The organism is Streptomyces sp. NPDC005898, from assembly GCF_040629635.1.
Lineage (GTDB): Bacteria > Actinomycetota > Actinomycetes > Streptomycetales > Streptomycetaceae > Streptomyces.
In genome coordinates, this window is sequence record NZ_JBEXWC010000022.1 from 56,201 (window position 1) to 74,847 (window position 18,647).

The window sequence follows — 18,647 nt, forward strand, 5'->3', positions numbered from 1 at the left end:
CGGCGTCTCAACTCCCGGTCATGTCGAATCGGTTGATGCCGCGCCGCCACAGGGCGAGGGCCGTGAGCACCGCCCCGACCGTCACCACGGGCAGCCACATCAGCAGGCCCGTCCCACCCCGCAGGAGGTAGACGCACGGCACGTACGAGGTGAAGGCGAACGGCAGCACCCAGGTCAGCAGGGCGCGCAGCGAGGAGTGGTAGATGTCCAGGGGATAGGCGGCGAACTCCGAGACCTGCGTGGCCGCGTACATCGCGGGCAGGCTGGTCACGGTCCAGAAGGACAGCGAGGCGAAGAACAGCTTGACCGCGGTGTGGAGCAGCGCCCCGCACAGCACGAGCAGCGGCGCGAGCGCCCACTGCGCCGGGCTCGGGTCGAGGCCGAGTTCGCCGCCCGCCCACGTCACGAGTGCCGCGCCGACGACCAGTTCGCCCAGGCCGTCGGGGTGGAAGAAGCGCTCGGACAGCAGGGCGAAGAGCGGGTTCACCGGCCGGATCAGATAGCGGTAGAACTCGCCGCGCTGCACCAGCTTGCGGCCCAGCTCCCACAGCTGGTCGGTGAAGAGGTGGTCGAGACCGCGCGGCAGCAGGGAGAAGCCGAGCAGGAACAGCACCTCGTGGTACGACCAGCCGCCCACCGCGGGCACCTGGCGGAACACCAGGCCCACCACGGCCGTCTGGATGCCGACCCGCACCAGGAACGCCCCCGCGCCGAGCGCGAAGTCCAGCCGGTAGGCGATGAGCCGGTGCAGGCCGACACCGCCGAGGAACAGGGACAGACGCAGATACCGCAGAGCCGTGCGTGTCATCCGCCGAGCACCTCCAGCCGCCCGGTCGCGGCCCGCCACAGCGCCGCGGAGAGCCCGGACAGGACGATGACCCAGACCGCCTGCCGGCCCAGCACGTCCAGGGCGCCCGCTGCTCCCTCGTACCGTCCGAGGAGCAGCGTCAGCGGGCCGTCGACCATGCCCTGGAAGGGCAGCGCCCGGGCGACGGCGGCCAGGGGGCCCGGCATCAGCGCGATCGGCACGAGCTGGCCCGCGAAGAAGGCGACCACGCTCTGCTTGAGCATGCGCACCCCCCAGGTGTTGGTGGTGACGAAGCCGGTCATGCCGGTCAGCAGGTTCACGCAGAAGGCGATGAGCACCGACAGCAGCGTGGAGAGGGCAAACAGCGCGGCGTCGGCGGGCCGGGGCGCCGTCACCGGCACGAGCAGGGAGAACAGCAGCAGCACGGGCACCCCGACCAACAGCGCGTTCGCCGCCACCACCGGCAGACAGGCCGCGAACCGCACGAGCGGATAGCTGACGGGGCGCACCAGCATCACCGCCACGTCGCCGCGGTAGACCTCGGCGGCCACCTCGTCGTCGACGCGGTTGGCGTGCAGCACCTGGAGCACCTGGCCCACCAGCAGATACGTGGTGATCCCGGCCGACGTGAAGCCGCCGGGCCCCGCGCCGGGCGAGCCCGCGTACACGGCCCGCCACAGGAAGACCGTCACGGCCGCGCCCGCCGCCGCGGTGACCCCCGTGACGAAGAACATCGAGCGGTACTGGAGCAGCGACTGCAGGCTGCCGGTGGCGAACGGCAGGTAGCGGCGGGCCCGTCCCGCCCGGCTCACCCGGGGCCTCGCGGCCACGGCGCTCACGCGGCACCGCTCTCGGCGCGGCCGGCCGGCCTGACGTGGGGCGAGCCGCCCGCGTCACCGGCCCCTTCGTAGACGCGCCGCAGCACGTCCTCCAGGTCGGGCTCGGGGGCGTAGCAGTCCGTCAGGTCGAAGTGCTCCAGGAGGAAGGCGAGCACCTGCCGGGAGGTGAAGAGCTCCACCGGGTACTCCACCCGGACGCGGCCGCCCTCGTCCTCGCCGGCGCGCGCACCGGGCAGGCCCCGCTCGATCCGTTCCAGCACGGCGGACACCGGCAGCGGGTCGCGGTGGTCGAAGGTGACACTGCGCCGGTCGGCGGTGCGCAGCAGGTCGTGGAGGGTGCCCTGGTGGACGACCCGGCCGCGGTCGACGACCAGGGCGGTGTCGCAGATCGCCGCGATGTCACCGATGTCGTGGCTGGTGAGCACCACGGTGGTGCCCAGCTCCCGGTTGGCGCGGTTGACCAGGACCCGGACCGCCTCCTTGAGGACCATGTCGAGCCCGATGGTGGGCTCGTCCCAGAAGACGACGGCGGGATCGTGCAGCAGGCTCGCCGCGATCTCGGCTCGCATCCGCTGCCCGAGACTCAACTGCCGTACGGGGGTGGTGCCCAGGGCGTCGATGTCGAGCAGGTCGCGGTAGAGCGCCAGGTTGCGGCGGTAGACCGGTTCGGGGATGTCGTAGATCCTGCGCAGGATGCGGAAGGAGTCGGGCACCGACAGGTCCCACCACAGCTGGCTGCGCTGTCCGAAGACGACGCCGATGGAACGGGCGTTGCGCTGCCGTTCGCGGTAGGGCTCCACGCCGGCGACCAGGCATCGCCCGGAGGTGGGCGTCATGATGCCGGTCAGCATTTTGATCGTCGTGGACTTGCCCGCTCCGTTGGCCCCGATGTACGCGGTCCTGGAGCCGGCGGGGATCTGGAAGGAGACGCCGTCCACGGCGCGGACCAGCCGGTGCTCGCGGGTGAAGAGGGTGGCGAGCGAACCGAGCAGCCCGGGCCGGCGTTCGGCGACGCGGAACTCCTTGGTGAGACTCTCCGCGATGATCACGGGATCCGGACCGCTCACGAGGACACCCGTCCGATGGCCTCGGCGAGGATGTCGACACCGTGGTCGAGCTGCTCGTCGTCCAGGGTGAACGGCGGCGCGAGCCGGATGATGTGCCCGCCGACCGCGGTCCGCAGGCCGAGGTCGAGGGCCGTGGTGTGGACGGCGCGGGCGAACTCCGGTGCCGGGCATCGGCTCTGGCGGTCCGTCACGAATTCCAGCCCGAACAGCAGCCCCGCCCCGCGCACGTCCCCGAGCTGCTCGCACCCCGCCCGTAAGGCATGGAGCCGCTCACCGAGCAGCGCGCCCAGCTCCCGCACCCGCGCGGTGAGCCGGTCGCGCTCGATGACGCCGAGGGTGGCGCGCGCGGCGGCGATGCCGAGGGGGTTGCTCGCGTAGGTGGAGGCGTACGACCCGGCCGCCGCGGCGGCGGGGGAGCGCAGCAGCTCGCCGCGTCCGGCGAGCACCGCGAACGGAAAGCCGTTGGCCATGCCCTTGGACAGGACCACCAGGTCCGGCTCGATGCCGAGGGCCTCGCTCGCCAGGAAGGAGCCGGTGCGGCCACCGCCGGTCAGCACCTCGTCGGCGACGAGCAGCACCCCGTTCGCCCGGCAGGCCTGCGCGATCTGCTCCCAGTAGCCGGGGGGTGGGGTGATCACGCCGGCCGCGCCGAGCACCGGCTCGAAGACGAGCGCGGAGACGTTCGGCTTCTCGGCGATGTGCTTGCGCACGAGCGAGGCGCAGCGCACCCCACATGAGGGGTACTCCAGTTCGAGCGGGCACCGGTAGCAGTAGGGCGCGTAACCGAGCACGCTGTTGCCGGCGAACGCCTGGTTGCCGATGTCCCAGTGCACCAGCATCCGCGCGCCCATCGTCTTGCCGTGGAAGCCGTGGCGGAGCGCGCCGAGGCGGTTGCGGCCCGGGGGAGCGGTCGCCTGCACCACGCGCAGGGCCGCCTCGACGGCCTCGGCGCCGGTGGAGAAGAACGCGTACGTGTCGAGGTGGTCGGGCAGCAATCGCGCGAGCAGGTCAAGGAGTTCGTCGCGGCCCTCGGTCGCCGCGTCGTGCACGTTCCACAGCCGGGCGGCCTGCGCGGTGAGCGCGTCGACGACCTCGGGGTGGCAGTGGCCGAGCGACTGCGTCAGGGTGCCCGCAGCGAAGTCGAGGTAGTCGTTGCCGTCCAGATCCGTCAGGACGGCACCACGTCCGTGGGTGAAGACGCGCTGTCCGAGGGCGGTCTCCTCCGAGGCGCCGGGCGCCAGGTGGGAGGCCTCTCTGGCCAGCTGTGCGCGCTGGCGATGACCTGTCACTGCTGCCCCCAGTCATTGTCCGGATCGCCTGCCAAGTGCGCGGCGCGGAACCGAAGTTGGGCGGGGATTCCGGCGGCACGGCCCCGAGTCAAACAAGCCGCCGCCGCGTTGGCAAGAGCTTTCAGAAAGTTTCAGACAGAGCTTGCGAGCCCCGGGTCGACTCTGCTTGAGTCGTGGAGCCGCTTCGAGTGCATGGAGCCGCTTCGAGTACGAGGAGGGAACCGTGGAAACGCACCCCCTTGCCGCCCCGCCCAGCGGACGGCTCTCTTGAAAGCTCTGGTCCTGGCGGGCGGAACGGGCAGCCGACTGCGCCCGTTCACCTTCACCAGCGCCAAACAACTGCTGCCCATCGCCAACAAACCCGTCCTCTTCTACGGCCTGGAGGCCATCGCCGCGGCCGGCGTGGAGGAGATCGCCGTCGTCGTCGGCCACCACGGCGCCGAAGTCCGCGAAGCCGTCGCCGACGGCGCCCGGTTCGGACTGCGGATCACCTATCTGCACCAGGACGAACCCCTGGGGCTGGCCCACGCCGTGCTGCTCGCCCGGGAGTTCCTCGGCGACGAGGACTTCCTGCTCTACCTCGGCGACAACTACCTCCAGGAGGGGCTGACCGGCTTCGTCCGGCGGGCTGTGGCGGACCCGAGCGCCGCCCGGCTGCTGCTCACCCCGGTCGCCGATCCGACCGCGTTCGGCGTGGCGGAACTCGACGCGCGCGGCGACGTGCTGCGCCTGGAGGAGAAACCGGACCGGCCGCGCAGCGACCTCGCCCTCATCGGGGTCTACGCCTTCGGACCGCAGATCCACGCGGCGGTCCGGGCGATCAGCCCCTCCGGCCGCGGCGAGCTGGAGATCACCGACGCCGTGCAGTGGATGATCGAACAGGGCCTGCGGGTGTCCGCCGAGACCACCGAGCGGCCCTGGCGCGACACGGGAAGCGTCGAAGACCTCCTGGAGGTCAACCGCCAGGTCCTCGACGGCATGACGGGCCGCGTCGAAGGCAAGGTCGACCCGGACAGCACCCTCGTGGGACGGGTACGGGTGGCCGAGGGCGCCGTCGTGCGCGGCTCGCGCGTGGTCGGCCCGGTGGTGATCGGCGCGGGCACCGTCGTCAGCGACTCCAGCATCGGCCCCTACACGTCCATCGCCGAGGACTGCCGGATCCAGGACAGCGCCATCGCGCACTCCGTGCTGCTGCGCGGAGCGCACGTCGAGGGCGCCTCCCGCATCGAGTGCTCGCTGATCGGGCGCGGCGCCGCCGTGTCCCCGGCGCCCCGGCTGCCCGGCGCCCACCGGCTCGTCATCGGAGACCACAGCAGAGTGCAGCTCACCTCATGACCCCGACCCCCATCACCGGCCCCCGCCGAGGCCCCCGCATTCTCGTCACCGGTGGCGCCGGCTTCATCGGCTCCGCCTACGTCCGGGCGCTGCTCGGGCCGCAGAGCCCGGCCGCGGCCGTGACCGTCCTGGACGCTCTCACCTACGCCGGCAGCCTCGCCCGGCTCGACGCGGTGCGGGACGACCCCCGCCTGACCTTCGTGCGCGGCAGCGTCTGCGACGCGGAGTTGGTCGACGCGCTCGTCGCCGACCACGGGCAGATCGTGCACTTCGCCGCCGAGTCCCACGTGGACCGCTCCATCGCGGACGGCACCGCTTTCATCCGCACCAACGTGCTCGGCACCCAGACCCTGCTCGACGCCGCGCTCCGGCACGGCGCGGGCCCCTTCCTCCACGTCTCCACCGACGAGGTCTACGGCTCCCTCCCGCACGGCGCCGCCACCGAGGACTCCCCGCTCGCGCCCAACTCGCCCTACGCGGCGTCGAAAGCGGCCGCCGATCTCGTCGCCCTCGCCCACCACCGCACCCACGGCCTGGACGTCCGCGTCACCCGCTGCTCCAACAACTTCGGGCCCCACCAGCACCCCGAGAAGCTCATTCCCCGCTTCCTCGCCGCCCTGCTGGAGGGGGAGAACGTGCCGCTCTACGGCGACGGACTCCACCTACGGGACTGGCTGCACACCGCGGACCACGTACGCGGACTGGAGCTGGTGCGCGCCGCGGGCCGGCCCGGCGAGATCTACAACATCGGCGGCGGCACCTCCCTGACCAACCTTGAGCTGACCCACCGGCTGCTCGCCCTGTGCGGGGCCGGGGCCGACCGCATCACCCACGTCACCGACCGCAAGGGCCACGACCGCCGCTACGCCGTGGACCACACCAAGATCAGCGCGGAACTCGGCTACCGTCCCCGCGTCGACTTCGACGAGGCCCTGGCCCGAACCGTCGGCTGGTACCGCGAGAACCGCGCCTGGTGGCAGCCGCTGCTGACCCGCCCCCGTTGAGCGGCGTGTCCGTCAGGCGGAGCGGCGGTCCTCCTGCCGCCCCGAGGCGGTCGACTCCCGTACGACCAGCTCGGGCAGGAACACGAACTCGTTGTGCGGGGCGGGCGTGCCGCCGATCTCCTCCAGGAGCGTACGGACCGCGGCCTGGCCCATCGCCTGGACGGGCTGGCGGACGGTGGTCAGCGGCGGGTCGGTGAACGCGATGAGCGGGGAGTCGTCGAAGCCGACCACCGAGATGTCCCGGGGCACCTCGAGACCGCGCTCGCGGGCGGCCCGCACGGCACCGAGCGCCATCATGTCGCTGGCGCACACGATCGCGGTGCAGCCCCTGCCGATCAGGGTGCCCGCGGCGGCCTGACCGCCCTCCAGGGAGTACAGGGAGTGCTCGACCAGCTCGTCGGAGTCCTCGACCCGCATCCCGAGACGCTCGCGCATGCCGACCTGGAACCCCTCGATCTTGCGCAGCACCGGCACGAACCGCCGGGGGCCCACCGCGAGGCCGATGCGGGTATGGCCGAGCGAGGCGAGGTGGGTGACGGCCAACCGCGCCGCGGCCCGGTCGTCGGTGGAGACGAAGGGCGCCCGCACCTTGGGGGAGAAGCCGTTGACCAGGACGAACGGCACGCCCTTGCCGCGCAGCACCTCGTAGCGCTCCATGTCGGCGGTGGTGTCGGCGTGCAGCCCGGAGACGAAGATGATGCCGGAGACACCCCGGTCCACCAGCATCTCGGTCAGCTCGTCCTCGGTGGAGCCGCCGGGCGTCTGGGTGGCGAGCACGGGCGTGTATCCCTGGCGGGTCAGGCTCTGCGCGATGACCTGGGCCAGGGCCGGGAAGATCGGATTGTCCAGCTCGGGGGTGATCAGACCGATCAGGCCGGCGCTGCTGCGCTGCCGCAGCCGCGAGGGACGCTCGAAACCGAGCACGTCGATCGCCGCGAGGACGGATTCCCGGGTGGCCGCTGCGACACCGGGCTTGCCGTTCAACACCCGGCTCACGGTGGCTTCGCTGACCCCTGCCTGCGCTGCGATGTCGACGAGCCGTGCGGTCATGGGGGGACTGTACCTGTCATCCGCGCGATTGCACACCAGCGGTGCAAGCTTGCGGAAAGCAGCCGTTCCTGCAAGGAACTTGCAGAGTTCACGGAGAGGCCGCCAGGGGATGAGGCCTCCTCACAGCGGTGTCAAGCATCCTGACGGCAACCGTAAGGACACACGGCAGTAACGATCAGCAACCCTTGCAGAAATCTTCCGCAAGCTCTTTCGGTCGCTTTTCAATCCTGTTACGTTCCCTGGCAACCCGGCGCCGCGTCCAGTGCGGCTCACCGGAGGCGCACCCCGTGCGAGGGGCTCCGCCTCCCCTTTTCCGGGATCAGTCGAAGGAGTTCACATGCGGCGTGGCATAGCAGCCACCGCGCTGGTCGCGGCCCTGACCATGACGGCGGCGGCGTGCGGTGGAGACGACGGTGACAGCGGCGGCAAGGGGTCCGGCAAGCTCTCCGGGACCGTCACCTTCTGGGACACCTCGAACGACGCGGAGAAGGGGACCTACCAGAAGCTCGCCAAGGGCTTCGAGAGGCTCCACCCCGACGTCAAGGTGAACTACGTGAGCGTCGCGTTCGGCGAGGCCAACGCCAAGTTCAAGAACGCCGCGGGCGGCAACTCCGGTGCCCCCGACGTGATGCGCACCGAGGTCGCCTGGGTCGCCGACTTCGCGAACCTCGGCTACCTCGCCCCGCTGGAGGGCACCGCCGCCCTCGACAAGCCGGACGACTACCTCCCGCAGGCCGCGGCGAGCACCAAGTTCAAGGGCAAGACGTACGCCGTCCCGCAGACCATCGACAGCCTCGCCCTCTTCTACAACAAGAAGATGCTCAAGGACGCCGGCGTCAAGGTGCCCACCACCTTCGACGAGGTCGAGGCCGCGGCGAAGAAGATCAGGGACAAGTCCGGCAAGACGGGATTCTACCTGCGCGGCGACGACCCGTACTACTACCTCCCGTACCTGTACGGAGAGGGCGGCGACCTGCTCGACACCAAGAACAAGAAGATCACCGCCGACGACCCCGAGGGCGCCGCCGCGTTCAAGGTGATGAAGGACCTGGTCGACTCCAAGGCCGCCACCACCGACGCGAGCGACGGCTACAACAACCAGCTGAACGCCTTCAAGGACGGCGAGGTCGCCATGGCGATCGACGGCCCGTGGTCCATCGAGGGCGCCCTGCAGGGCAAGCAGTTCAAGGCGGACAAGGACAACCTCGGCGTCGCCCCGGTCCCCGGCGGCAGCGACCGGCAGGCCTCCCCGCAGGGCGGCTGGAACCTCGCCGCCTACGCCGGTTCCAAGAACCTCGACGCGAGCTACGAGTTCATCAAGTACATGAGCTCGGCCAAGGTGCAGCAGCAGACCACCGAGCAGCTGAGCCTGCTGCCCACCCGCAAGTCCGTCTACGACGTGAAGTCCGTCAAGGACAACCAGATGGTGCAGTTCTTCAAGCCGGCCGTGGACAAGTCCGTGGAGCGGCCCTGGATCCCCGAGGCCAACTCCCTCTTCGAGCCGATCCGCCTGCAGATGGGCAAGGTGCTCAGCGGCAAGGCATCGCCGCAGGACGCGGCGGACGGTGTCGGCGACGCCTACCGCAAGCTCCTCAAGGACTACAAGTAAGCAGCGGGAACGGGAAGAAGAGGAGGGCCGAGCGCCCCATGGCTGTCGAGAGCGGCCAGTCGGTGGTGAAGGCCGCGGGTGCCACGGGCATCCGCGGCCGCGGCCACCGCACCGGCAAGAACCACCGGACCGGCAAGACCCCGGGCCGCCTGCGCAGGGCACTGTCCACCCACTGGTACGCCTGGAGCATGGTCGCTCCCGTGGTGGTCGTGATCGGCGTGATCGTCGGCTATCCGATGGTGCGCGGCCTCTACCTGTCGACGACCGACGCCAACGAGGCGAACGTCGAGCGCACCATCGGCGTCAACCACATCCCCGCGACCTACGAGTCCGTGGGCCTCGACAACTACACCGCGATCCTCTCCGACGGCGTCTTCTGGGACCGGCTCACCTGGACCGTCATCTGGACCGTGTCCTGCGTCGCCCTCTCCTTCGGGCTCGGCCTGGTCCTCGCCAACATGCTCAACCGCAAGCTGGCCGGACGCTCCTTCTACCGGATGGCGCTCATCCTGCCGTGGGCGGTGCCCGCCTTCGTCTCCGTGTTCACCTGGCGCCTGATCTTCAACGAGAAGAACGGCATCCTCAACAAGCTCCTCGCCGGCGGCGGCATCGACGCCGTCCCGTGGCTGAACGACCCCACCTGGGCCAAGCTCTCGGTGATCACCGTCAACGTCTGGCTCGGCGTGCCGTTCATGCTGGTCGCCATGCTCGGCGGACTCCAGTCCATCCCGGGGGAGCTGTACGAGGCCGCCGAGATGGACGGCGCGAGCCCCTGGCAGCGCTTCCGGCACATCACCCTGCCCGGCCTGCGGTCCGTCAGCAGCACGGTGATCCTGATCAGCAGCATCTGGACGTTCAACATGTTCCCGGTGATCTTCCTGCTCACCCGGGGCGGCCCGGGAGACGCCACCGAGATCCTGGTGACGTACGCCTACCGGCTCTCGTTCGTCGTGAGCCCCCGCGACTTCGCGGGATCCGCGGCCTGGGGCGTGATCATTCTGCTGCTCCTTTCGCTCTTCGCGGTGGTCTACCGCCGCGCGCTCCGCAAGCAGGGAGAAGTCTGGTGACGACCGTGACGAACCGCCCGACCACGCCGGGCACGGCGCCGAAGGCGAAGGCCAGGCCGCGCGGCGAGCGCGGGCGACTGGCCTCCGTGGGGCTGCACGCGACCCTGCTCATCGCCTCGGCCATCGCGGTCCTGCCGCCGCTGTGGCTGCTGGTCACCTCGTTCAAGCCGCAGAGCGAGGCGTTCTCCACCGCCCTGGTGAAGGACTTCACGTTCGGCAACTACGACCACGTCCTCAACGACACCGAGTTCCCGAGCTGGGTCGCCAACTCCCTGCTCGTCGTCGGGGTGACCACGGTGATCGGCGTCCTCATCTCGGCGACCACCGGCTACGCGGTCAGCCGTTTCCGCTTCCCCGGCATGCGGCCGCTGATGTGGCTCCTGCTGATCACGCAGATGTTCCCCGTGGCGGTGCTCATCGTGCCGCTGTACAACCTGCTCGCGAACCTCGGCCTGCTCAACCAGCCCATCGGTCTCGTCGTCACCTATCTGACGATCGCGGTGCCCTTCTGCGCCTGGATGATGAAGGGGTACTTCGACACCATCCCGGTGGAGATCGACGAGGCCGGCCGGGTCGACGGACTCAATCCGTTCGGCACGTTCTGGCGGCTCATCGTGCCGCTGGCCAAGCCGGGGCTGGCCGTCACCGGCTTCTACACCTTCATCACCGGCTGGGCCGAGGTCGCCTACGCCTCGGCCTTCATGACCGGCGAGGAGAACCTCACCCTCGCCGGCGGCCTGCAGACCTTCGTCAACCAGTACACCAGCGACTGGGGCTCGCTGACGGCCGCCGCGGTGATCGTCGCGGCTCCCGCCGCGGTGATCTTCGGCCTCGTCCAGCGTCACCTCGTCGCCGGACTGACGGCCGGCGCCACGAAGTCCTGACCGCCCGGCTCCCGGCCCACGGCCCCGCACCCACTCCCGCCCCACGCAATCTCCCGGCCCATCGATCTCTCGATCTCTCGATCCCAGGGAAGACATGACCCAGCATCTCGCTGCCCCAGCCGCCCCCGCCGCCGGCACCCACACGGACTGGTGGCGCGGCGCGGTGATCTACCAGGTCTACCCGCGCAGCTTCGCCGACGGCAACGGCGACGGCATGGGCGACCTGGCAGGCATCCGTGCCCGGCTGCCCTACCTCAGGGACCTCGGCGTCGACGCCGTCTGGCTCAGCCCGTTCTACTCGTCCCCGCAGGCCGACGCCGGGTACGACGTCGCCGACTACCGCGCGATCGACCCGATGTTCGGCACCCTGCACGACGCCGACGCCCTGCTGCGCGACGCCCACGAGCTGGGCCTGCGCGTCATCGTGGACCTGGTGCCCAACCACTCCTCCGACCAGCACGAGTGGTTCCAGCGTGCCCTGCGCGAGGGCCCCGGGTCACCGCTGCGCGAGCGCTACCACTTCCGCCCCGGCAAGGGCACCGACGGCGAACTCCCGCCCAACGACTGGGAGTCCATCTTCGGCGGCCCCGCCTGGACCCGCACCCCGGACGGCGAGTGGTACCTGCACCTCTTCGCCCCCGAGCAGCCCGACTTCAACTGGGAGCACCCGGCCGTACGCGACGAGTTCCGCTCCATCCTGCGGTTCTGGCTCGACATGGGCGTGGACGGCTTCCGCGTCGACGTCGCCCACGGCCTGGTCAAGGCCGCGGGCCTGCCCGACATCGGCCGGCACGACCAGCTCAGGCTCCTCGGCAACGACACCATGCCGTTCTTCGACCAGGACGGCGTGCACGAGATCTACCGGAGCTGGCGCGAGGTCCTCGCGGAGTACGCGGGCAACGCCCTCGGGCCCGCCGGCCCGGCCGCGCGGGAGACGGGCGGACGCATCCTCGTCGCCGAGGCGTGGACGCCCACCATCGAGCGCGCCGCCGCCTACGTGCGCCCCGACGAGATGCACCAGGCCTTCAACTTCCAGTACCTCGGCACCTCTTGGGACGCCGCGGAGCTGCGCGAGGTCATCGACTCCTCCCTGGCCGCCATGCGCCCCGTCGGCGCCCCCGCCACCTGGGTCCTGTCCAACCACGACGTCACCCGCCACACGACGCGGTTCGCCAACCCGCCGGGACTCGGCACCCAGCTGCGCACCGCCGGCGACCGCGAACTCGGCCTGCGGCGCGCCCGCGCCGCGACGCTGCTGATGCTCGCGCTGCCCGGCTCGGCCTACGTCTACCAGGGCGAGGAGCTCGGTCTGCCCGACGTCACCGACCTGCCCGACGAGGTGCGCCAGGACCCCTCGTTCCACCGCGCCAGCGGGCAGGACGGGTTCCGCGACGGCTGCCGGGTGCCCATCCCGTGGACCGTCGAGGGGCCGAGCCACGGCTTCGGCGCGGGCGGCAGCTGGCTGCCGCAGCCCGCCGGCTGGGGCGAGCTGAGCGTGCAGGCGCAGACCGGCGACCCCGACTCGACCCTGGAGCTGTACCGGCGCGCGCTGGACATCCGCCGCACGCAGCCGGGCCTCGGCGCGGGCGACTCGCTGGAGTGGCTCGACGCCCCCGAGGGTGTCGTCGCCTTCCGCCGCGAGTCCTTCGTGTGCACCGCGAACACGACCGGCGCGACGGTGCGGATACCGGCCCCCGGCCGGGTCCTGCTCGCCAACACCCCCGTGCAGGTCGTGGACGGCAAGGCCGAACTGCCCGCCGACACCACCGTCTGGTGGGCGGTGTGACCCTCCCCCCGTCGCAAGCCTCCGACTGGGCGGCCCGCGGTGCTCCGCGCCTCGCGGACATCGCGGTCCAGGCCGGGGTGAGCGAGGCCACCGCCAGCCGGGTCCTCAACGGCAGACCGGGGGTGGCGACGGGCACGCGGCAGCGGGTGCTCGCGGCCCTGGACATCCTGGGCTACGAGCGCCCGCTGCGCCTGAAGCGGCACAGCGCCGGCCTCGTGGGGCTCATCGTCCCCGAGCTGAGCAACCCCATCTTCCCCGCGTTCGCCCAGGTCATCGAGCAGGTGCTCGCCGGGCACGGCTACACCCCGATGCTCTGCACCCAGATGCCGGGCGGCGCGACGGAGGACGAGCTGGTCGAGCAGTTGGAGGAACGCCGCGTCAGCGGCATCGTGTTCCTCTCCGGGCTGCACGCCGACGCCACCGCGGACCCCGGCCGCTACCTGGAACTGGCGGGCCGCGGAGTGCCGTTCGTACTGATCAACGGCTACAACGAGCACATCCCGGTGTCGTTCGTCTCGCCCGACGACCGGGCGGCGGCCCGGATGGCGGTGCGCCACCTGGTCGACCTCGGTCACGAGCGCGTCGGCCTGGCCATCGGCCCCACCCGGTACGTCCCCTCACGCCGCAAGGCGGAGGGGTTCATCGGGGCGCTGCACAGCCTGCTCGGTCTGTCACAGGGGGAGGCCGAGCAGCTCGTGCAGCGCACTCTGTTCACGGTCGAGGGCGGTTACGCGGCCGCCGGCGCGCTCCTGGACCAGGGGTGCACGGCGATGGTCTGCGGCAGCGACATGATGGCGCTCGGCGCGGTCCGGGCGGTGCGCCGCCGGGGGCTGACGGTGCCGGGGGACGTCTCCGTCGTCGGATTCGACGACTCGCCCCTGATCGCGTTCACCGACCCGCCGCTGACCACGGTGCGCCAGCCGGTGCAGGCGATGGCGACCGCCGCGGTGGGCGCCCTCCTGGAGGAGATCCAGGGAAACCCCGTACAGCACACGGAGTTCCTCTTCCAGCCGGAGCTGGTCGTGCGGGGCTCCACGGCGCAGTCGCCGCGCTGAGACAGGCTCGGGAGGGAGAGCCCCGGCGCCGGCCCGGTCGGGGCAGCGGGGAAACGATGTGGCGCCGGGGCCTCCCCGTTCCAGAGACCCGGCCCGAACGGCCGGGCGCGTGGGGCCCGTTGCTCAAGGCCCCCGGCCGCTCGGACCGGAGTCGTGGTTGAACGTAACACCGTCGCAATGTCTTGCGAAAGGTCTTGCGGCGAATGAAGTCCCGGGAGCCGCAGCTGAAGCCCCGGGAACCGCAGTGTGACACCCAGTTGTGCCGGAAGGGTTGACCATGGTTCCGCGGGACCGTACGGTCCTGACCGAAATCGGCGTTGAAATGTTGCTGCAACATCCTTCAACGGCCTGACGGGCACGGCGCGTTGCCGGACAAGGCCATCCCTCACCGACGCAGGAGGCCCCCATGGCTGCCCGGAAGACCCCAGCCCGCAGAGCGCTCGTCGCCGCCCTCGCCCTCACCGCCGCAGCCGCCGGCAGCCTCGTCGCGGGAGCCCCGCGGGCGCAGGCCGCCCCGCCCGGCGGCAAGGACGTCACCGCCGTCCTCTTCGAGTGGAAGTTCGAGTCGGTGGCCAGGGCGTGCACGGACCAGCTCGGCCCGGACGGATACGGCGCCGTCCAGGTCTCGCCGCCCCAGGAGCGCCTCCAGGGAGAGGCCTGGTGGGCCGCGTACCAGCCCGTCAGCTACCGGATCGCCACCCGGCTCGGCGACCGCACCGCGTTCCGGGACATGGTCCGCACCTGCCACTCCGCGGGCGTCAAGGTCATCGCCGACGCGGTGATCAACCACATGACGAACGCCTCCGGCACCGGCTCCGCGGGCTCCCGCTTCACCAAGTACGACTACCCGGGCACGTACTCGGCCGCCGACATGAACGACTGCCAGGCGGCCATCAGCGACTACCAGGACCGCTGGAACATCCAGAGCTGCGAGCTGGGCGGTCTGGCGGACCTCGACACCGGCGAGGAGTACGTCCGCGGCAGGATCGCGACCTACCTCAACGACCTGCTCTCCCTCGGCGTCGACGGCCTCCGGATCGACGCGGCCAAGCACATCCCCGTGGGCGACCTCAAGAACATCAGGTCGCGGCTGACCAAGCCGGACGTCTACTGGAAGCAGGAGACGCTGTACGGCGCGAACGAGGGGGTCTCCCCGAGCGAGTACACCGAGACCGGTGACGCGCAGGAGTTCCGCTACGCCTGGGACCTCAAGCGCGTCTTCAACGACGAGAAGCTCGCCTACCTGAAGAACTACGGCGAGGGCTGGGGCTACCTGCCCGGTTCCAAGGCGTCCGTCTTCGTCACCAACCACGACACCGAACGCCACGGCCGGAGTCTCAGCTACAAGGACGGCGCCAAGTACACCCTCGCCCACGTCTTCATGCTGGCCTGGCCCTACGGCTCCCCGGACGTGCACTCGGGGTACGAGTTCAGCGACCCGGACGCGGGCTCGCCCGACGGCGGCCACGTGAAGGCCTGCTACAGCGACGGCTGGAAGTGCCAGCACGCCTGGCCCGAGATCCGGAGCATGGTCAAGTTCCGCAACACCGCGCGTGGCACGGGCGTCACCAACTGGTGGGACAACGGCGACGACGCCATCGCGTTCGGCCGCGGGAACAAGGCGTACGTGGTCATCAACCACGAGGGTGCCACCGTCGACCGGACCTTCCAGACCTCCCTCGCCCCGGGCAACTACTGCGACGTCCAGAGCGGCAGGAACGTCGTGGTGGACGGCTCGGGCCGGTTCCGGGCCGCCGTCGCGCCGGACACCGCGCTGGCCCTGCACGCCGAGGCCAGGAAGTGCTGACCCCCACTGCCCCCGGTATGGCACCGCCGGCCGCCCTCCGACACCGCTGACCGCCGCCACTGACTGCCAATCGGCACCGCTGATCCGCGCCCGATCCCCCGATCCCCGCGACACGGGTCGCCCGGCCCCGGCCTCCCCGGCCGGCGGGCGGCCCGTCCGCTGCTCCGGGTCCCCACCCCCGGACCGCCCCGCGAACACCGCAAAGGTGCACCGCCCACCCGGAGCCCGTACCCCGGACCTGCGATCCGCCAGCCGCCACTCCTGAGGAGAAGCCCCTTGACCGGCTCCCCGCGCCGCCGCACCCTCGCCACCACCGCCCTCGCCCTGCTCGCCGCGCTCGCACCCCTGACGCCCTCGGCCGCCGCGTCACCCAGAGCGCCCGCCACCACCGCCGAAGCGCCCGACGAACTGGACCTGACCAAGTCCCGGGCCCAGTGGATCGACCGGAGCACCCTCGCATGGGACCTCCAGGGCGGCGCCGCGACCCACGAGTTGGTCTACTCGCTCGACGGGCGGCTCGCCGTGCGGGACGGCCGGCTCTCCGGTGAAGGCCGCCGCATCCGCCTGCTCCCGGCCCCCGGCGGTCTCACCGACGCCCAGCGGAAGAAGTACCCCCATCTGAAGGAGTACGAGGCCTTCACCGTCGACCCGCGCGACCGCGAGGGCATCCGCCGGGCCCTGACCGGACAGCTCGTCGCGGTCCGCCAGGACGCCGACGGCAAGCTGCTCACCGCCACCGGCGTCCAGACCCACGGCGTGCTCGACGACCTCTACGGCGCCACCGCCACCAAGACGACGCTCGGCCCACGCTTCCACCACGGCCGCACCTCCCTGGCCGTCTGGGCCCCCACCGCCCAGTCCGCCGCTCTCGAACTGGACGGCAGGCGCGTGCCGATGCGGCGCGACGACGCGAGCGGCGTCTGGTCCGCGACCGGCCCCGGCGACTGGGCGGGCAAGCCCTACCGCTACGTCGTCAAGGTGTGGGCGCCCAGCGTGCGCGAGGTCGTCACCAACAAGGTCACCGACCCCTACTCCACCGCCCTGACCGCCGACTCCGGGCGCAGCCTCGCCGTCGACCTCAGTGACCCGAGACTCGCCCCCAAGGGCTGGGACCGCCTGAGGAAACCCCGGGCGACACCTCTGCGCGCCGCGCAGATCCAGGAACTGCACATCCGCGACTTCTCCGTCGAGGACCACACGGCGCGCCACCCCGGCCAGTACCTCGCCTTCACCGACACCGCGTCCGACGGCATGAAGCACCTGCGGGAACTGGCCCGGGCCGGCACCTCGTACGTCCACCTCCTGCCCGCCTTCGACATGAGCAGCGTTCCGGAGCGCGCGGCCGAACAGGAGCGGCCGGCCTGCGATCTGCGGGCGGCGGCTCCCGACTCCGAGGAACAGCAGGCGTGCGTGGCCCGGAGCGCCGCGAAGGACGCCTACAACTGGGGCTACGACCCGCTGCACTACACCGTGCCCGAGGGCAGCTACGCGAGCGACCCGGAAGGACCCCGGCGCACGGTCGAGTTCCGGCGGATGGTCCAGGGCCTGAACGGCGCGGGACTGCGGACCGTGATGGACGTCGTCTACAACCACACGGTGGCGAGCGGACAGGACGACAGGTCTGTCCTCGACAAGATCGTGCCCGGCTACTACCACCGGCTGCTCGCCGACGGCACCGTGGCCTCCTCGACCTGCTGCGCCAACACCGCGACCGAGAACGCCATGATGGGCAAGCTCGTCGTCGACTCCCTGGTCACCTGGGCCAAGGAGTACAAGGTCGACGGCTTCCGCTTCGACCTGATGGGGCACCAGCCCAAGGCCAACGTCCTGGCCGTCAGAGCAGCCCTGGACGCGCTCACGCCCGACAAGGACGGCGTGGACGGCAAGAAGATCATCCTCTACGGGGAGGGCTGGAACTTCGGCGAGGTCGCCGATGACGCCCGCTTCGTCCAGGCCACGCAGAAGAACATGGCCGGCACGGGCATCGCGACCTTCTCCGACCGCGCCCGCGACGCCGTGCGCGGCGGCTCGCCCTTCGACGGGGACCCCGGCATCCAGGGTTTCGCGAGCGGCCTCTACACCGACCCCAACGGCTCCCAGGCGAACGGCACCCCCGCCGAGCAGAAGGCCCGGCTCCTGCACTACCAGGACCTGCTCAAGGTGGGCCTCACCGGCAACCTCGCCGCGTACACCTTCACGGACTCCGCCGGCCGTGAGGTCAAGGGCGCACAGGTCGACTACAACGGCGCCCCCGCCGGATACGCGGCAGCCCCCGGCGACGCGGTCTCCTACGCCGACGCGCACGACAACGAGTCCCTGTACGACGCCCTCGCCTTCAAACTGCCCCGGGACACCACACCGGCCGAGCGGGCCCGCATGCAGGTCCTCGCCATGGCGACCGCCACCCTCTCCCAGGGCCCCTCGCTCTCCCAGGCCGGCAGCGACCTGCTGCGCTCCAAGTCCCTCGACAGGAACTCCTTCGACAGCGGTGACTGGTTCAACGCGATCCACTGGAGCTGCCGGGACGGCAACGGCTTCGGCCGCGGGCTGCCGCCGGCCGCCGACAACAAGGACAAGTGGCCCTTCGCCCGCCCCCTCCTCGGCTCCACCACCCTGACCCCGGGCTGCCGGCAGATCACCGGCACGTCGGCCGCGTACCGGGACCTGGTGAGGCTGCGCGCCGGCGAACCGGACTTCTCCCTCAAGACGGCGGGCCAGGTCCAGTCCCGCCTGTCCTTCCCGCTCTCCGGCACCGCCGCGGAGACGCCCGGCGTGGTCACCATGGTCCTCGGCGACCTCGTCGTCGTCTTCAACGCGACGCCGGATGCGCGGACGCAGCGAGTGGCGGCCGTCAAGGGCACGCCCTACCACCTGCACCCCGTGCAGGCGAAGGGCGCCGACGCCGTGGTCAAGGCGGCCTCGTACCAGCGCGACACGGGAACCTTCGAGGTCCCCGGCCGCACCGTGGCGGTCTTCGAGCGCCGCTGAACCAGCCGCGACACCGTGGGGGCCTGTTGCCTGCCCCGTGTGTCGGACGGGGCGCGACG

General features: G+C 71.3%; 13 protein-coding genes and 1 pseudogene. 9 read left to right on the forward strand and 5 right to left on the reverse strand.

All coding sequences use genetic code 11. The annotated features are described in order from the left end of the window. Window positions 1-7: 7 nt before the first annotated feature. Genes ABZ385_RS25550 through ABZ385_RS25565 form a run of 4 tightly spaced genes read right to left on the reverse strand, consistent with a single transcriptional unit; the run spans window position 8 to window position 4,003 of the window. Complete coding sequence (locus ABZ385_RS25550) at window positions 8-808, reverse strand: ABC-2 family transporter protein (RefSeq protein ID WP_358913360.1); 801 nt, start codon at window positions 806-808, stop codon at window positions 8-10. Further along, window positions 805-1,647 carry an ABC-2 family transporter protein gene (locus tag ABZ385_RS25555; RefSeq protein ID WP_358913362.1) on the reverse strand — a complete coding sequence of 281 codons (843 nt, stop codon included), beginning with the start codon at window positions 1,645-1,647 and terminating at the stop codon, window positions 805-807. Before ABZ385_RS25555 ends, ABZ385_RS25550 begins: the two co-directional genes overlap by 4 nt. Further along, window positions 1,644-2,714, reverse strand: a complete 1,071-nt coding sequence (locus ABZ385_RS25560) for an ATP-binding cassette domain-containing protein (RefSeq protein WP_358913364.1) — start codon at window positions 2,712-2,714, stop codon at window positions 1,644-1,646. Before ABZ385_RS25560 ends, ABZ385_RS25555 begins: the two co-directional genes overlap by 4 nt. Continuing rightward, window positions 2,711-4,003 carry an aminotransferase class III-fold pyridoxal phosphate-dependent enzyme gene (locus ABZ385_RS25565; protein WP_358913365.1) on the reverse strand — a complete coding sequence of 431 codons (1,293 nt, stop codon included), beginning with the start codon at window positions 4,001-4,003 and terminating at the stop codon, window positions 2,711-2,713. The genes ABZ385_RS25560 and ABZ385_RS25565 overlap by 4 nt, the downstream gene beginning before the upstream one ends. 267 nt (window positions 4,004-4,270) lie before the next feature. Between ABZ385_RS25565 and ABZ385_RS25570 the strand changes: the two genes are divergently transcribed. Continuing rightward, entirely contained in the window at window positions 4,271-5,338 is a 1,068-nt protein-coding gene (locus ABZ385_RS25570; RefSeq protein ID WP_358697255.1) for a glucose-1-phosphate thymidylyltransferase, read from the forward strand. After that, window positions 5,335-6,342: a dTDP-glucose 4,6-dehydratase gene (gene rfbB / locus ABZ385_RS25575; protein WP_358913367.1), complete on the forward strand. Its 1,008-nt coding sequence runs from the start codon at window positions 5,335-5,337 to the stop codon at window positions 6,340-6,342. Before ABZ385_RS25570 ends, rfbB begins: the two co-directional genes overlap by 4 nt. Before the next feature lie 12 nt (window positions 6,343-6,354). Here rfbB and ABZ385_RS25580 read toward each other — a convergent pair whose 3' ends face one another. Next, window positions 6,355-7,392: a LacI family DNA-binding transcriptional regulator gene (locus tag ABZ385_RS25580; protein ID WP_358697251.1), complete on the reverse strand. Its 1,038-nt coding sequence runs from the start codon at window positions 7,390-7,392 to the stop codon at window positions 6,355-6,357. 337 nt (window positions 7,393-7,729) lie between these two features. Here ABZ385_RS25580 and ABZ385_RS25585 point away from each other — a divergent pair, with 337 nt between their 5' ends. The 7 genes and pseudogenes from ABZ385_RS25585 (at window position 7,730) to pulA (ending at window position 18,588) form a co-directional block, all read left to right on the forward strand. Further along, on the forward strand, window positions 7,730-9,001 hold the full coding sequence (locus ABZ385_RS25585; protein ID WP_358578870.1) for an extracellular solute-binding protein: 1,272 nt from the start codon (window positions 7,730-7,732) through the stop codon (window positions 8,999-9,001). A gap of 38 nt (window positions 9,002-9,039) precedes the next feature. Then, window positions 9,040-10,068 (forward strand): sugar ABC transporter permease, encoded by a 1,029-nt coding sequence (locus tag ABZ385_RS25590; RefSeq protein WP_358913369.1) that lies wholly within the window; start codon window positions 9,040-9,042, stop codon window positions 10,066-10,068. Further along, window positions 10,065-10,952 (forward strand): carbohydrate ABC transporter permease, encoded by an 888-nt coding sequence (locus ABZ385_RS25595; RefSeq protein WP_358578875.1) that lies wholly within the window; start codon window positions 10,065-10,067, stop codon window positions 10,950-10,952. Before ABZ385_RS25590 ends, ABZ385_RS25595 begins: the two co-directional genes overlap by 4 nt. A 94-nt stretch (window positions 10,953-11,046) precedes the next feature. Further along, on the forward strand, window positions 11,047-12,738 hold the full coding sequence (locus ABZ385_RS25600) for a glycoside hydrolase family 13 protein (protein WP_358913371.1): 1,692 nt from the start codon (window positions 11,047-11,049) through the stop codon (window positions 12,736-12,738). After that, entirely contained in the window at window positions 12,726-13,793 is a 1,068-nt protein-coding gene (locus ABZ385_RS25605; protein WP_358578880.1) for a LacI family DNA-binding transcriptional regulator, read from the forward strand. Before ABZ385_RS25600 ends, ABZ385_RS25605 begins: the two co-directional genes overlap by 13 nt. A gap of 406 nt (window positions 13,794-14,199) precedes the next feature. Beyond that, window positions 14,200-15,597: pseudogene (locus tag ABZ385_RS25610) on the forward strand (alpha-amylase family protein); the annotation flags it as partial. Window positions 15,598-15,876: 279 nt separating this feature from the next. Then, entirely contained in the window at window positions 15,877-18,588 is a 2,712-nt protein-coding gene (gene pulA / locus ABZ385_RS25615; RefSeq protein WP_358913373.1) for a pullulanase-type alpha-1,6-glucosidase, read from the forward strand. Window positions 18,589-18,647 lie beyond the last annotated feature (59 nt).

Excerpts from the sequence above, each read along its gene's own strand:
- ABZ385_RS25600 (WP_358913371.1), top strand. The coding sequence starts at position 11,047 with ATGACCCAGCATCTCGCTGCCCCAGCCGCCCCCGCCGCCGGCACCCAC.
- ABZ385_RS25585 (WP_358578870.1), top strand. The coding sequence starts at position 7,730 with ATGCGGCGTGGCATAGCAGCCACCGCGCTGGTCGCGGCCCTGACCATG.
- ABZ385_RS25580 (WP_358697251.1), bottom strand. The coding sequence starts at position 7,392 with ATGACCGCACGGCTCGTCGACATCGCAGCGCAGGCAGGGGTCAGCGAA.
- ABZ385_RS25590 (WP_358913369.1), top strand. The coding sequence starts at position 9,040 with ATGGCTGTCGAGAGCGGCCAGTCGGTGGTGAAGGCCGCGGGTGCCACG.
- rfbB (WP_358913367.1), top strand. The coding sequence starts at position 5,335 with ATGACCCCGACCCCCATCACCGGCCCCCGCCGAGGCCCCCGCATTCTC.
- ABZ385_RS25550 (WP_358913360.1), bottom strand. The coding sequence starts at position 808 with ATGACACGCACGGCTCTGCGGTATCTGCGTCTGTCCCTGTTCCTCGGC.